The organism is Nocardia sp. NPDC058519, from assembly GCF_042719755.1.
Taxonomy (GTDB): Bacteria; Actinomycetota; Actinomycetes; order Mycobacteriales; family Mycobacteriaceae; genus Nocardia.
In genome coordinates this window covers 1-13,080 of sequence record NZ_JBHXNK010000007.1, presented here as the reverse complement: position 1 = coordinate 13,080, position 13,080 = coordinate 1, and the positions used below count along the sequence as shown (strand labels likewise).

Genomic DNA, 13,080 nt, shown 5'->3' with positions numbered 1-13,080 from the left:
ATAGATTGCCGGTTATTTGTGTCGATTAATCGCTGAATTCGACTGCGCATTCTCACCTTGGAGTCATCGCATCGAATGATGTTACTGTTCATTCCGCATCGAGAATTGGAACATGATGCACCCGCACGAGCGGCCGCCGACGTAGCCGGTTCGCTCGTGCGGACCCACCTCCCCCACCGCGCCCGATAATTCGCCACAGCTCCACCCATCGCTTTGCTCTAGAGCAGCCAGCCGCTCCGGCGTCTGGTCGGCGCGGAAAGGGATACCATCGATGACAATCCCCTCCGACAATGCCGAATGGCGGCCATCGCTGCACGATGTGGCATCGTTGACCGATCAACTCGTCACCCATTTCATCGACGATGTGGCGCAGTGCGATGTTTCGCCCGGCACGCCGATGGCATCGAGAATCGTAGCGATCACCCGGATATCCCTCGAGATCGCGCAAGGAATGCTGGAGGGACGCGATGTCACACACGAACTCGGAGAACTCGCCATAATCGCCGCGGGATTGGCGTGCGACAGCGTACCCATCGACCTCGTCCTGCACGGTTTCCATGAAGGCGTGCGGATCGTTGTCGGCCAGTTGTTCGTCCAGTACCTGGATTGCACCCGCGAGACTGTGATCGATGGATTCCAGATCGCCATGGCCATCAACGATCAACTCTGCATGACAGTTACGCACGCGTACATCGGCGAGCACGGCGGAGCGACATGCGGACAGGACGCCGAGCGGACCCTCACTTCCGCTCTGCTGGCCGAACAATGGGCACCCGCCACAGCCCGCACATGCGGCATACCTATCGCTGACACGTACTCGGTGCTCGCTATCGCGATGCGCGCGAACCCGGACGCGGGGATTGCCTTGCACTACCTGCACAGGTTGCGGAAAGCTCTGACACAACACAGCGACGGGCAGGGTCTGGCACGGCTGTCGATCGACGGCGGGACCGTTCTCATCCCGACCGAGGCGGTCGCCGAGCACGAACTCGACGCGCTGGTCGCAGCGCTGGCGGAGGCGGCGCGCGTCGATCTCGTCGCAGCGGTGGTGACCGCGCCCGCCGCCGACGTCGCGTCAGCCGCGAAAACCGCACACGAAATACTCGATGTCGTCGAGCGACTCGAATGCACACCGGGCCTCTATCGTTTCGGTCAACTCGCCTTGGAGTACCAGCTTTCCCGGCCAGGTCTTGGTCTTTCCCTGCTCGGTGAGTTACTGGCGCCGCTGGATGAGTATCCCGAATTGTGGAAGACCTTGCGGGTGCACATCGCCAACAACCTGAACCGGGTGCAGACCGCGCGGATCTTGAATATCCACACCAATACCGTCGACTACCGACTTCGCCGAATTGCCCGGCTCACCGGGCTCAACCCGGCGCGGGCATCGGATCTGTGGCAGTTGCGGTCGGCGATGGTCGCACGAGAATGCCGCGATGACAACCCCAGATAATGATGGAGCCTACGGAGATGTTCAGCAGCATCGGGTGGAGCGAGACGATCATTCTGGTCGTCGCCGCCCTCATCATCATCGGCCCGGAGCGGCTGCCGGGCGCACTGCGCTGGACAGTCACCAGCGTGCGCCGACTGCGCGACTTCGCCGGTGACGCGACAACACACTTGAAACAGGAAATCGGCCCGGAGTTCGAGGAATTACGCAAACCTCTCGCCGAGCTCGACAAGATGCGCGGCATGTCCCCACGATCGCTCGTCACCCAGCATCTTTTCGATGGCGATGATTCGATACTGCGTGACATCGAGAACGCACTACCCACCACCGAAGATCTCAACGTTGCCGACGGGCCCGCTCCCGGTCCCGCGGCGATCGAACCACCTGCCTCGTCGGCGCCGCCCGGGTGGCAGACCACCGACTACACCTGAAAGGCTCGCCACTCATCCGGGTACCGAGTCGAGAGGCAGCAGGGTCATTCGGGAGACTGTTCATTACTCGGACGGTGGCGAGATCGGCTCAGCGGGGATCAGCGGATCGGGCGCACTCAGGTCCGAAGCCGTCTCGTCGTCGAGCAGACCATCGCCGTCGGCCACGTCGCGCCTGCGGCGGCGCTTGTCATTGATTCGAGCGAACTGCACCGCGATTTCGAACAGCACAGTCAACGCGACAGCCAGAACCAGCATCGAAATCGGATCCTGCGGCGTGACAACCGCGGCGAAGACGAAGAGACCGAAGATCATTCCGCGCCGCCATGCCCGCAGCCGCGCGTAGGTGAGCACGCCGATCACGTTCAATCCGATGATGATCACCGGCGTCTCGAAGCTGACACCGAAGATGATCAGCAACTGGATGATCAGGCCGAAGTACTCCGACCCGCTCAACGCGGTGATCTGCGCCTCGTTGCCGATTTCGAGCAGGAAGCTCAACGCGTGTGCGACAACGAAATACGCGAGTACCGCGCCTGCCGTACGGCCCGAGCAACACATCACCCAGGCTCTGGATTCCGAGAACTGCATGCGCGTACCAATAGACGCCGAGCGCAGTCGTGACCGCGACAGCGGCCATCGAGATCAGCAGCCTGGCACGCAACTCTTGGAGATGTTGGACCAGTGACATCGTGCCGTCAGGATTGGCCCGGCGCTTGGCGCGGAGCGAGTCGATCGACATTCGCATGGTGGTAGGGCCTTTTGCGTTCTCGGCTCGGTCGACGACAGCGGGGTACCGAAGTGAGCAGTCGCCCACTTCGGTACCGGCACAACGCTCAGAGCGTCTTCGTCGGGCGAACTACCGGTTCGGCGAAGGGCGTCGCCGGTGCTTGCGCCGTTGCGGGCAGCCCTACGTTCTCGCGGGCCGACCGCTCGTTCGCCGCGTCTGCGTCGTCGGACTGCATTCGACTCACCTCGCTCTTGAAGATCCGTAGCGAACGCCCCAGCCCGCGAGCGGCATCCGGCATACGCTTCGCACCGAAGAACAGCACGAAGACAGCTGCGACTATCAACCAATGCCAGGCGCTGAACTGACCCATCATTACCTCCTATATCGACATACTGGACTGGGAACCGACGCAAAACTGCCGACTCACATCGCATTCCACGCGAGCGCAGGAATCTGGCCAGGCGTTGCCGTGCCGAACTCGATGCCTGTCGCACGATGACAGTGCGGCCTGCACTATTTCTCCTGGTAGTTCGCCTTACGCACGACCAGCGCCGATTGCAGATACCAGAGCCCATCGGCCGATGAAGGATCGAAGCCCGTCAGTTTGCGGATACTTTTCAGCCGGTAATCGATGGTGTTCATATGAACACTGAGCTGTCGCGCGGTTCGGCGACGGTTCAGATTGTTTTCGAGGTGCGTGCACAAGGTTTCCATCAGGATCGGATGATCGTCGAGTGGGTTCAGAATCGCATCGAGATGCCTGCGCACGGCAGATGGCCTGGTCAGCTGATATTCGACCGCCAGATCAGCGAAACGGAACAGGCCAGGTGGGCGCTGAATTCTCTGGACGAGATCCAAGAGTTCGCACAGCTGATCAACGGTTTCCGGAACTTTCGCAGGCGGCGCCTCCGCGCAGGTCGCGGTCACATCGACGCCTGCCGCCGCGGAGAGCACAGCCAACAACGTGTCGAGGTCCCGCGTTTCAGCCGACGGAATGAGTATGACACCACCGCGCACATCGAGCCGCGACAACGCACGCACCGAACCATGGCGATCCAGGGCCGCCCGGATATTTCGGATCATCCGCCGGACATCCATCTGCGTAACAAATGTGTCGGACCTGTCGTCAGGTCCGGATGGAAAATGTACCGCCAGCACGGAATAGCTCGCGGCGACCTCGAAACCACTGCACCGCGTCACCGTCGACGTTTCCCGCCCTGCGAGCAACGCAACCGCCAAGGCGTTCCGCACCCGTTGATCCTCGACGACCTCGGCCTCGAGATGGTCGGTGTACGCGAGTGATATCGCCGCCGTCACGCTGTCGAGCATTTCGTTCGCCAGTTGGCGCACGACCGTGAGCTTCTGCTCTTCGGTGCCGACCACGCCCGACGCGATCCGCTCCAGACTCGTGGTGAATCCCTGATCGATCGCCTGATCGATCACTTCGCCGGGCACCTCGGCACGCGCCCGTGTCGACCCAGCGATGCGATGTCGAACGGTATCGCCGCGTCCACGGGCCGGAAGTGTGGCCAGGACACCGCCGTTGACGCCACCGGGGCGCGTAGCCATGCTCTCGAGCATTCGGGAGACCAACTCGTCGGCGAGTGCCCGGACTCTGATGGAGGACTCCGCCGTGGCCACACGGGGCCGCGCAGAATCGATTCGGGGTGAAAAGTCGGTAGTCATCTTTGACTTCCTCACTGCGTTCAACGTCGCCTCTCGGCGGCGATGGCTGGCAAGCAGTCTCCCATGCCTGAGACACCAACACAAGGTTATGTTAATGCCTATTCCAACAAATTGAGGCCGATGTTTGTCGACAATCGTCCACCGTGCGCACCCCCCTCGCGCACCCCGACGCTGGTGGCGGCCTCAACTCAGCCAACTGAACTGCGTATAGCCAGGCCAAAGTCAGGCAAACTGCAACGCGAGGCTCTCCGAACAAACTGCTTCAAACCCGAGACAGGCCGGCTCATCGGAAATAAGTTACTGCCAATTCATAGCAGCCGGGTGCCTCCGGCAACTGTCACCGACCACCTTTAGGTGACGTTCGCGAAACGAGGACTCCCACCATGGACGAACCGGATCGACGCAGCACGTCTGCATCCGACAACGATGCCGATGCATCGCGTGAAAGCCCGCCGCTCTACGAGCGGATCGGCGGTCACGATGCCGTGGAGACGGTCGTCGACGACCTCTACCGACGCGTCCTCGCCGATGAGCTGTTGTCGCCGTTCTTCGCCGGCACCGACCTCACCCGCATGAAGGGTCGGCAGGTCGAATTCTTCGCTGCGCTACTCGGCGGACCCGTGCCCTACGTCGGCGCATCCATGCGAACCGTTCATCGAGGCCGCGGCATCACCGTAGGCCATTTCAGCCTGGTCGCAGGCCATCTCACCGATGCGCTCATCGCAGCCGGGCTCGATCGAGAACTGACAGACCACGTGATCAGTGCGGTCGCACCGCTGGTCGGTGACATCGCCACGTCTCGGCAGTCACCCACCCCGCCGTGAACCACGGGTGGACGCACACAGAGGAAGACGCGGCCCGGATCTCACTGCGGATCGATGCTCTCGAGCTTGCGACGAAGCAGTTTGCCAGTGGCATTGCGTGGCAACTCGTCTACGAACACCACATCCCGCGGGACCTTGTGTCGCGCGAGGGTCGCTTTCACGTAATCCTTTACCTGCTGTGCGTCGCACGACGCACCGGGTGCGGGCACGACGAACGCGCGCAGGCGTTTTCCGAAGTCGCGATCGTCTACCCCCACAACCGCCGCCTCGAGGATGTCCGGTCGTTCTACGAGCAGGTTTTCGACCTCGAGTGGAAAGACGTTCTCCCCGCCGGAGACGATCATGTCGTCGTCGCGACCATCGATGAACAGTCTTCCCGCCGAATCGAAATGGCCGACATCGCCACTGGACTGCATTCCGTCGACGATCTCCTTACCGGTGCCGTCGGTATAGCCGCCGAAACTCAGTGCGCTGGCAACGAAGATGGTGCCGACCACGCCCGGTTCGGTGATCCGACGGCGGTCGTCATCGTAGATCGCGACCCGACAGCCCACGGGTGGACGGCCCACGGTGCCAGGCGCTTCCCGCATATCGCCGGGCGTGGCGACGGCTGCCACCGCGACCTCCGTCGAGGCATACAGGTTGTAGAGCACCTCACCGAACGCCAGCGCGGTGCGCCTGCTCAGGTCGGGCGAAATGGCGGATCCGGCCGCGAAGATCACCTTCAGCGAGGAGGTGTCGTATTCGGCCAGCACGGACTCGCCCAGATCGACGATGCGCTGCAACATCGTCGGTACCAGGACCAGTGTGCTCGCGCGATGGCGTTCGATATCGGCCAGCGTGCGGCGTGGGTCGAATTTGCGCTGCTGCAAGATGATCGTGCTTCCGAGCGCCCAACCGAGAATCAGCTGCGAGAGACCGGCGCCGTGGAACGCCGGTGCCGCGAGCACAGTCATACCCGCCTTCGGCAAGGGGATCCGGTCGAGGAACTGCGCCGATTGCAAGGGCGACACTTTGCCTCGCGGTGCACCTTTCGGCGTTCCGGTCGTACCGCTGGTGAGTACCACGATCCCGCCGGGCTGTGTGGGACTCGTCGGCGGTCGGGTGGGCCGGCCCGCTCGGACATCGTCCAGCGTGGGCTGCCCGTGGTTCACCCAGCCGTCATCCACGGTCAGAATCATTGGTAACTTATTGGGAAGATCCTCGAAGCGGTGGAGGAACTCGGCGTCGAGCAGGATCGCACCCACGTTTTCGCGCTCGGCCACCGACACCAACTGCGGGCCTGCCATTCCCGTATTGAGCAACACGATTCGCGCACCCAGCTTGCCCGCGGCGAGAAGCGACAAGACCATCCCCCGATGGTCCCGACACAGTGCGCCCAGCACGGTGCCACTCGTGATCCCCCGCGCGGCAAGGCCGTTGGCCACCGCGTTCGACATGCGATCGAGCTCCGCGAAGGTCAGTGGCCCCTGCCCGTCGACAATGGCCGTGGCGGCACCGTCGCGGCGAGCCGCGTGCGCGAACGCGGTGGCGACAGGACCGAGCACTGTCGCATCCCTGACGGTTCGCAGCAGCTCCACCGGGTGCTGCAGTTCGATCGCACCCCTTCTGCGCAGGACTCCGACGGCGGACAAGCCGTCAGCCATCGTTCTGACCAGGGCCGCAGGCATGCTCGGGATCGCCGGCATGGACACCTCCGAAGGGTTCGAGTACTCGGGACAAGCGATCGGAATCCAGGCACCGACGGCCGATGACGATCGTAGACCGTCCAGGAACCATTAGTAACTTAATCCGACCGAAAGTGCCGAAAAGCATTGTGGAGGTCCAACCTCTGGTGAGAACATGAGTGCATGAATCTCTCATTCTTTCGAACCGGAGGTCGGTCATGACCCGTTCAGCAAGAGCTGGTCGGCCGCACGATGTCTCCGACGACATCGCGCGCCGACACCGCTACCTCAACGGTGTCGGCGCGTTGCTGGGCGGCCCGGCGAACGTGATCATGCAGCTGAGCCTGCCGCCGGTGGGGCGCGGCGTAGTGGAAAGCGTCGTCGAATCGGGCAGCTACGCGACACGGCCGGCCAAGCGCGGCCGGACCACGCTCACCTACCTCGCTGTGGCGATGATCGGAACCGACGAGGATCAGGCGGCATACCGTGCCGCGGTGGGCACCGCGCACCGTCAGGTGCGCTCGGGACCGCACAGTCCTGTTCGGTACAACGCCTTCGACCCCCAGCTGCAACTGTGGGTAGCCGCCTGCCTGTATCGAGGCGTCCTGGATACGGTGAACCTGCTCTTCGGCGGGATGAACGAGCAGGATGCCGACGAGATGTATCGCGATGCCGCCAGGTTCGGGACAACGCTGCAGATGCCGGCCGAACTGTGGCCGGCCGACCGCGCGGCCTTCGACCGGTACTGGGACTCGATGCTCGGCGATCTGTCCTTCGACGACGAAGTCCGCACCTACCTGCTCAACTACGTGGTCGAGTTGGCGGCATGGCGTCGGGGCGTCCGCGTGGCGTTCGGTCGGGCGAATCGCTTCTTCACCACTGGGTTTCTGCCACAGCGGTTCCGCGACGAGTTGGGCCTGCCATGGAGCCCACGCAGGCAGCGCGTGTTCGAAATCGTGATGCGCACGCTCGGCCGGCTGCTCGAGGTGCTGCCGGACGCTTGGCGAGCTCAGCCCTTCGAGCGCTACCTGGACGACATGCGTGAGCGTCGATCTCAGGGCAAGAATCTGATCTGAGCAGAGGCAAACGTTGCATCGGGCCAGATCCTCGGTCGCTTTCCCTCATCGCTGCGGCGATTTCGTTGTCACTCTGCCCGAGGCATTCCAAGCGACGGTATCGCTGGGAGGGGATGCCACAGCGTTGCGGAGTCACGACCGAACAGCTCAGTTCTCCTGGCGGCAATATGGAGACGCTGTGCGTGACATCGCGTGCGGCCTGCTCGAACTGTCGGTCGAGAAGGGTGAGACGATCGGCCTGCTGTTGGCGAACAGGCCGGAATTCCACTTGGTCGACGCGGCCGCTCTGCATGTGGGCGCCACGCCGTTCTCGATCTACAAAACGATGGCTCCCCAGCAGATCGCCGAAGTGTGTGCCAATGCCGAAAACCGGATCATCGTCACCGAGAGCCGGTTCCTGCCCGCGCTCCGGCGAGCAGGGGTGACATTCGAGGTCATCGTCTGCGTCGACAGCCCGATACGCGGAACGCTGTCGCTGGAACGACTCGCCGGAATGACAGCGAAGGCGCATATTTTCGAGTCGGTCTGGCGCGACGTCCGACCTGACGACCTCGCGACGATCAGCTACACCTCCGGTACGACCGGCTCACCGAAAGGTGTGGAGTTGACGCATGCCAACGTACTTGCCCAACTGACAGGGCTCGCCGGACATCTGCCCGTAGGTCCTCAGGATCGGATCCTGTCGTACCTGCCGGCCGCCCATATCTCGGACCGGGTCACCGCTCACTACGGCGCGATGGTCCGTGGTGTTCAGGTCACGACCCTCGATGACCCCACACGCTTGGCAGAGGCGATGTCCGACACGCGACCTACGATCGTGTTCGGGGTTCCGCAGGTGTGGCAGAAGACCAAATCCGCGATAGAGGGTGGAATCGACGCTCATCCGAGCGCGACAGTCCGAAAGATCAGCCGTTGGGCGCTGACTGTTGGGCAGCGGTCAGCGACCTCGCGCATCGAAGGAAGCCGACCCGGTCCAGGGCTGCGAATTCGGTCCCGATTGGCCGATCGGTTCGTGCTGCGTCCGGTTCGACGGGCAGCGGGCATGGATGCCGTCCGTTTCGCGGTTTCGGGTGCCGCGCCGTTGTCCCGGGACACGATCCAGTTCTTTCACGCGCTCGGAATCCCCTTGACCCAGGTCTGGGGGCTCACCGAGGCCACCGGTGTCTGCACCACGACTTCGTCGGCCACTCTGCCGGCAAGCTCGGTCGGGACACCGTTGCCCGGCATCGAAATGCGACTCGGTACCGATGGCGAGATATTCGTGCGCGGACCGACCGTCATGGGCGGATACCATCAGGACCTGGCGAACACCCACCGAGCCATCGATGCCGGGGGCTGGTTGCGCACGGGGGACCTCGGAGAGATCGATGCCGAGGGCGGATTGCGCATCGTCGGGCGCAAGAGCGAGATGATCATCACCGATGAGGGCGACAATATTTCTCCGGCCATCATCGAAAATGCCATCGCCGCCGCGTCTTTCCTGATCGGCCATGTGATGGTGATCGGTGAGCAGCGGCCATATCTGACAGCGCTGATCACGCTGGACGAAGAGGCTATCGCCGCCGATGCCCGACTGGCGCAGGTCGAGCCGGCAACGCTTGATGTTCTCTGCGAGAGACCCGGAGTTCGCGAAGCGGTATCCGAGGCCGTTCGCGCTGCGAATTCCACAGTATCGGGGCCCGAGCAAGTCCGGCGATTCGTATTGCTGGACCATGTCTGGCGGACCGGTAGTGCGGAGGTTACTCCCAAATCGAGCCTTCGCCGTCGCGCGATCGAGCAGAACTACGCCACGGAAATCGAGTCGCTCTACCATTCCTTGCTACCGAGCAAGGCCATAGAGGTAGCACCACCGCCATGAGTCCGAACCGCGCTCGTTCCCTCGGACCCAACAGGCGATGGGCGGTCGATCATGCTCGCCACAGCTGGCTCCCGGACCGGGATACGACGATATTGGGGACGACGGCGTTCGCGGAGAGCCGAGTGATGGCCAGCACCAGTTCAGCGATATCGCCGGTGGTGAGCATCGCCGCGCGGTCGAGTTCCGCGCGTTTCCACGCAGTCATATCGGTGTCGACATAGCCGGGTGAGATCGCTGTCGCGCTGACGCCGTTCGCGGATTCCTCCAGCGAGATGGTTTCGCAGAGTGACACCAACGCGGCTTTCGACGCCCCGTAGGCGGCCAAGCCCGGCTCGCCCGCGACACCGGTGATCGACGCCAGCGCAACAATTTTCGCACCTGCGCCGGGGTTGTCCTTCGCCGTCTTGCGCAGCAATGGCAGGCAGTGCTGCACAAGGGTCAGGGGGCCGCGAACGTTGATGTCGAACATGCGGTGGTAGCCGGCGGTGCTCATCGTCGCTACCGGACCGGCGGTGCCGGTGCCGGCGCAGTGCACCAAGACGTCCAGACGACCGAACCGGTCGGCGTGAGTATCGGCGAGCTGCAGCAACTGGTCGGGATCGTTCATGTTCGCGATCACCGTCTCCACGTCGACACCGTGGTCGAGGCGCAGCTCTCCGGCAATGCTGTCCAGGACCGCCTTGTCGCGAGCAGCGAGCGTGAGGTCGTAGCCGAGTTCGGCCAGGCGCCGTGCGACCTCCGCACCGATTCCTCGCGAACCACCGGTGATCAGGGCACAACGCCGATCCGTCATCGCTGCGGACATTTGTGACTCCTCACTCGCTGCCGCCGACGGTCGGCGACAAGTCTCACAAGTTAATCATGATTCTCGTACATCCGGCCGGGACGCCCGAGATTCGAAATGCGCGGCGTATCGTTGCACTTTTGCCACTAAGTTAGTCGTAATTCCTGATAGTTTCCTTCGTCGCCTCGCGCTCTCCGGCGGATCGGCCATACAGGGAACCAACCCAGGACCCAACCTGTCACAAGTACACACCCCTATACAGTGCTGTTTCTCTTCAGCATCGGCCCGAGACAACAGGACTCGACACCCGCCGACCGGAGTCAGCGGCCCGGCTCCACGCCACACTGTCTATCCAAGTTACTCACTATCCCTGCAACATCGACCCTTTGGCCGGTGACCGGCCCGACCGTACCCGAGCCCGGTATACGCCCAGCGAGATCGGAAGAGTCCACAGGTCAGAGGCTCCTACTCAATACTTCACACCGCGCCTCACCCCTCGAGCCCGAACCGCAATCAAGCGCCGATCCGCATAACGTGGACACAGCGCTCCCCCCCTGTTAAGTTACTCACTATTCTAGGCTGTTCCAGTGAGCGAATCGAGTGCTCGCGCTGCTGCCTGGGAGTCTGATCGTGCTCAATGAGGAGTAATGTCATGGATGGACTCAATAGGCGTAATGCGCTGAAGGCCGGCGGAATGCTCGGCGTTGTCGGCACCATCGGATTGGGTGCGACCGCACGGGCAGCCCCGTGGACGTGGTCGCCAGAAGGATCGGTGGCCGGATCCGGATCCGGTGCCGACCCGTTGACGGTATGGGATCCCGAAGCCGACGAGCTCGTCGCCGGACTCATCGATCGCGGCGAAGTCCCCAAGATCAACGAACAGTTGCGGACCTGGACCAAGAACGGTCAGGCACTGCCCGCCGGCTTGCCCTCGGAGTTGCGCGACTTCATGGAGTACGCGCGCCGACTGCCGCAGTGGACCGACCAAGGCAAGTTGGATACCGCGATCGCGTTCAACAAGAAGCGCGGACTGTATCTCGGTGTCCTGTACGGATTCGCCAGCGGCATGATGAGCACCGTCATCCCGAAAGAGGCGCGCGCGGTCTATTACTCCAAGGGCGGCCACGATCTCAAAGACCGCATCACAAAAACAGCGAAACTCGGTTATGACATCGGTAGCGCGAATGCCTATGCCGCCGACGGGGAAATGATCGTCACCTGCGTCAAAACCCGACTGGTGCACGCGGCGGTGCGTCACCTGTTGCCGCAGTCCCCGCACTGGGTGCACTCCGCGGAGGAGGACATCCCGATCAGTCAGAACGACATCATGGTCACCTGGCACAGCCTGCCGACGACCGTGATGAAGCACCTCAATTCTTGGAAAGTGCCGATTCCGGCACACGAATCGGAGGCTTTCCTGCACTCCTGGCAGGTCGCCGGGCACCTGCTGGGCGTACGCGACGAATACATCCCCAAGTCATGGCCCGACGCCAATTCCCAAGCGGCGCAGATCCTCGATCCCATCATCGCGCCGACGCCGGAGGGCGCCAAGCTGGCGGATCGGCTCCTCAGCCTGGGCGCCAACATCGATCTGTCGATTCTGAGTAAGCCGGTACTCGGCGCATTCACTCGTTTCCTGCTCGGCGACAAGATCGCTGACGGGCTCTCGATTCCGCGGGAACCGGTCTGGGATCCCCTGCTCCAAGTCGCTTGGGGTCCGTTCATCGCCGTGCGTGAAGGACTGCTCACCGTGGTCCCGCCGCTCGAGGACCCCTACTGGCTCCTCGACGAATTCCTGCGCAAGGCCGCCCTGATCTATCTGGCCGAACTGCGCCTGCCGATCAGCATCGAACTCCCGACGATGAACCGCGATATGAGCAAGCCACCGCGCTGATCTGTCGGCGAATTCCGCACCAACCCAACTTCAGGGAGTTCCCACTCCCCAGCAAGGAGCACGAAATGCGCAACACCCTTCGTATCGCCGCAGCCTCGGTCGCGGTAGCAAGCCTCGTCGGAGCCGCGGCGGGCACGGCGGTAGCCGAGACAGGCTCATCGGCAGCCGACGCGGGCTCTGCCGCGGCGAACTCGGCCGCGCTACTGGCCGGGCAAGGTGACATCATCGGATTGATCGTCCTGCTCGGCGTCACTCCGTTTCAAATCCTGACCGGTGGCGTCTGCGATCTGGCGACAGCGACAGGTTCGGCGAGCCCGTGCACGCCGGGAGCCAAGCACTACTGAAAAGCTCCTTTCTCGAGAACCGACAATGCGAGACAGTTCAGTCGCACGCGCAGAAGCACCGCCATGGATGCCGAAACCGGTCTCGGCGTCCGGGATTCGCGAGGTGCTCGACTACTTCGGGAAGTGCCCGTCTTGCGGCTATCCGGCGCGGGCCAGCACGCACACCGTCTACTACAGCGACGGATCGACCACCGCGATGGTGACCGGCATGTGCGAGTCACCCTGCGGTTGGACCGGGCCGGTCGAACTGACCACGATGACCGACCGGCGCCGGTTCGATCAGCCGGATTGACGACACCGACATGATGCCGCAGACATAGGTTCGGCGCATCGGGCGCGAGC

Annotated in this window: 12 protein-coding genes and 1 pseudogene; 8 read left to right on the top strand and 5 right to left on the bottom strand. The window is 63.0% G+C overall.

Annotated elements, in window-relative coordinates:
* Positions 1-271 precede the first annotated feature (271 nt).
* On the top strand, positions 272-1,450 hold the full coding sequence (locus tag ACFWPK_RS10480) for a PucR family transcriptional regulator (RefSeq protein ID WP_378914341.1): 1,179 nt from the start codon (positions 272-274) through the stop codon (positions 1,448-1,450).
* A 17-nt stretch (positions 1,451-1,467) separates the two neighbouring features.
* Positions 1,468-1,878: a Sec-independent protein translocase protein TatB gene (gene tatB, locus ACFWPK_RS10475; protein ID WP_378914340.1), complete on the top strand. Its 411-nt coding sequence runs from the start codon at positions 1,468-1,470 to the stop codon at positions 1,876-1,878.
* A gap of 63 nt (positions 1,879-1,941) precedes the next feature.
* Here the strand turns inward: tatB and ACFWPK_RS10470 are convergent.
* The 3 genes and pseudogenes from ACFWPK_RS10470 to ACFWPK_RS10460 all read right to left on the bottom strand — a co-directional run bounded on the left by ACFWPK_RS10470 (position 1,942) and on the right by ACFWPK_RS10460 (position 4,174).
* Positions 1,942-2,623: pseudogene (locus tag ACFWPK_RS10470) on the bottom strand (twin-arginine translocase subunit TatC).
* Positions 2,624-2,711: 88 nt separating this feature from the next.
* The gene (gene tatA / locus ACFWPK_RS10465; RefSeq protein WP_378914339.1) at positions 2,712-2,975 is read right to left on the bottom strand and encodes a Sec-independent protein translocase subunit TatA; all 264 of its coding nucleotides are present in this window, start codon (positions 2,973-2,975) and stop codon (positions 2,712-2,714) included.
* Between the two features lie 143 nt (positions 2,976-3,118).
* Complete coding sequence (locus ACFWPK_RS10460) at positions 3,119-4,174, bottom strand: PucR family transcriptional regulator (RefSeq protein WP_378914338.1); 1,056 nt, start codon at positions 4,172-4,174, stop codon at positions 3,119-3,121.
* A 500-nt stretch (positions 4,175-4,674) separates the two neighbouring features.
* Between ACFWPK_RS10460 and ACFWPK_RS10455 the strand changes: the two genes are divergently transcribed.
* Positions 4,675-5,115, top strand: coding sequence for a group 1 truncated hemoglobin (locus ACFWPK_RS10455; RefSeq protein ID WP_378914337.1), 441 nt, complete (start codon positions 4,675-4,677; stop codon positions 5,113-5,115).
* Positions 5,116-5,156: 41 nt separating this feature from the next.
* Here ACFWPK_RS10455 and ACFWPK_RS10450 read toward each other — a convergent pair whose 3' ends face one another.
* Positions 5,157-6,803 (bottom strand): acyl-CoA synthetase, encoded by a 1,647-nt coding sequence (locus tag ACFWPK_RS10450; protein WP_378914336.1) that lies wholly within the window; start codon positions 6,801-6,803, stop codon positions 5,157-5,159.
* Positions 6,804-7,000: 197 nt separating this feature from the next.
* On the opposite strand from ACFWPK_RS10450, the gene ACFWPK_RS10445 reads away from it, so the two are divergent.
* Together ACFWPK_RS10445 and ACFWPK_RS10440 are read left to right on the top strand one after the other, a co-directional pair.
* Positions 7,001-7,858, top strand: coding sequence for an oxygenase MpaB family protein (locus ACFWPK_RS10445; RefSeq protein WP_378914335.1), 858 nt, complete (start codon positions 7,001-7,003; stop codon positions 7,856-7,858).
* Between the two features lie 13 nt (positions 7,859-7,871).
* A complete protein-coding gene (locus ACFWPK_RS10440; protein ID WP_378914334.1) occupies positions 7,872-9,716 on the top strand; it encodes an AMP-dependent synthetase/ligase in 1,845 nt (614 codons plus the stop codon).
* Between the two features lie 49 nt (positions 9,717-9,765).
* Here the strand turns inward: ACFWPK_RS10440 and ACFWPK_RS10435 are convergent, their stop codons facing one another.
* Positions 9,766-10,521 (bottom strand): SDR family NAD(P)-dependent oxidoreductase, encoded by a 756-nt coding sequence (locus ACFWPK_RS10435; RefSeq protein WP_378914333.1) that lies wholly within the window; start codon positions 10,519-10,521, stop codon positions 9,766-9,768.
* A gap of 631 nt (positions 10,522-11,152) precedes the next feature.
* Between ACFWPK_RS10435 and ACFWPK_RS10430 the strand changes: the two genes are divergently transcribed.
* The 3 genes from ACFWPK_RS10430 (at position 11,153) to ACFWPK_RS10420 (ending at position 13,030) form a co-directional block, all read left to right on the top strand.
* On the top strand, positions 11,153-12,394 hold the full coding sequence (locus ACFWPK_RS10430; RefSeq protein WP_378914332.1) for an oxygenase MpaB family protein: 1,242 nt from the start codon (positions 11,153-11,155) through the stop codon (positions 12,392-12,394).
* A gap of 65 nt (positions 12,395-12,459) precedes the next feature.
* Positions 12,460-12,738 (top strand): hypothetical protein, encoded by a 279-nt coding sequence (locus ACFWPK_RS10425; RefSeq protein WP_378914331.1) that lies wholly within the window; start codon positions 12,460-12,462, stop codon positions 12,736-12,738.
* A gap of 67 nt (positions 12,739-12,805) precedes the next feature.
* Positions 12,806-13,030 carry a hypothetical protein gene (locus tag ACFWPK_RS10420; protein ID WP_378914330.1) on the top strand — a complete coding sequence of 75 codons (225 nt, stop codon included), beginning with the start codon at positions 12,806-12,808 and terminating at the stop codon, positions 13,028-13,030.
* The last annotated feature ends 50 nt before the right edge of the window (positions 13,031-13,080 follow it).